This window comes from Sediminibacterium sp. FW305-C-269 (assembly GCF_058231045.1).
This window is the reverse complement of the sequence record NZ_JBIQXQ010000010.1, coordinates 1-574: the sequence shown is the minus strand read 5'-3', so window position 1 is coordinate 574 and position 574 is coordinate 1. Positions and strand designations below refer to the sequence as shown.

General features: G+C 48.1%; 1 protein-coding gene. It reads left to right on the top strand.

The genetic code is table 11. The features are described from left to right. Positions 1 to 574 (top strand): hypothetical protein (locus tag ACH3Y6_RS15660; protein WP_490836570.1); only part of this gene is annotated, 574 nt, incomplete at both ends.

The following is a 574-nucleotide window of genomic DNA, read 5'->3' as shown; positions in this document are numbered from 1 at the left end:
AGAGTTCCAGCTGTTACTGTGCCACTGGTGGTCAGGCCACTCAAGCCGCTCAGGTTCGTGATTGTTGCATTGGTCGAACTTACTGTTCCGGCAGTTACTGTGCCGCTGGTAGTCAAACCGTTCAAGCCGCTTAGGTTCGTGATCGTCGCATTGGTTGAACTTACCGTTCCGGCAGTTACTGTGCCGGATACAGTCAGGTCATTTACGCCATTGATTGTTGTAGTACTTACTGCTCCAGCAGATACTGTTCCAATAGTAGTCAAGCCACTCAAGCCATTTAAGGTAGCAATATTCGCAGTTGATGTACTCAGAGTTCCGGCTGTTACTGTACCACTCGCTGTCAGATCATTCAGACCATTTATTGTTGTAGTACTTACTGTCCCAGCAGATACGGTTCCGCTAGTAGTCAGACCACTCAAGCCACTCAGATTCGTGATCGTTGCATTGGTCGAACTTACCGTTCCGGCAGTTACTGTACCACTTGCTGTCAGATCATTCAGACCAGTAAGAGTAGTTGTACTTACTGTTCCAGCAGATACAGTTCCGCTCGTAGTCAGGCCGCTAAGACCATTTA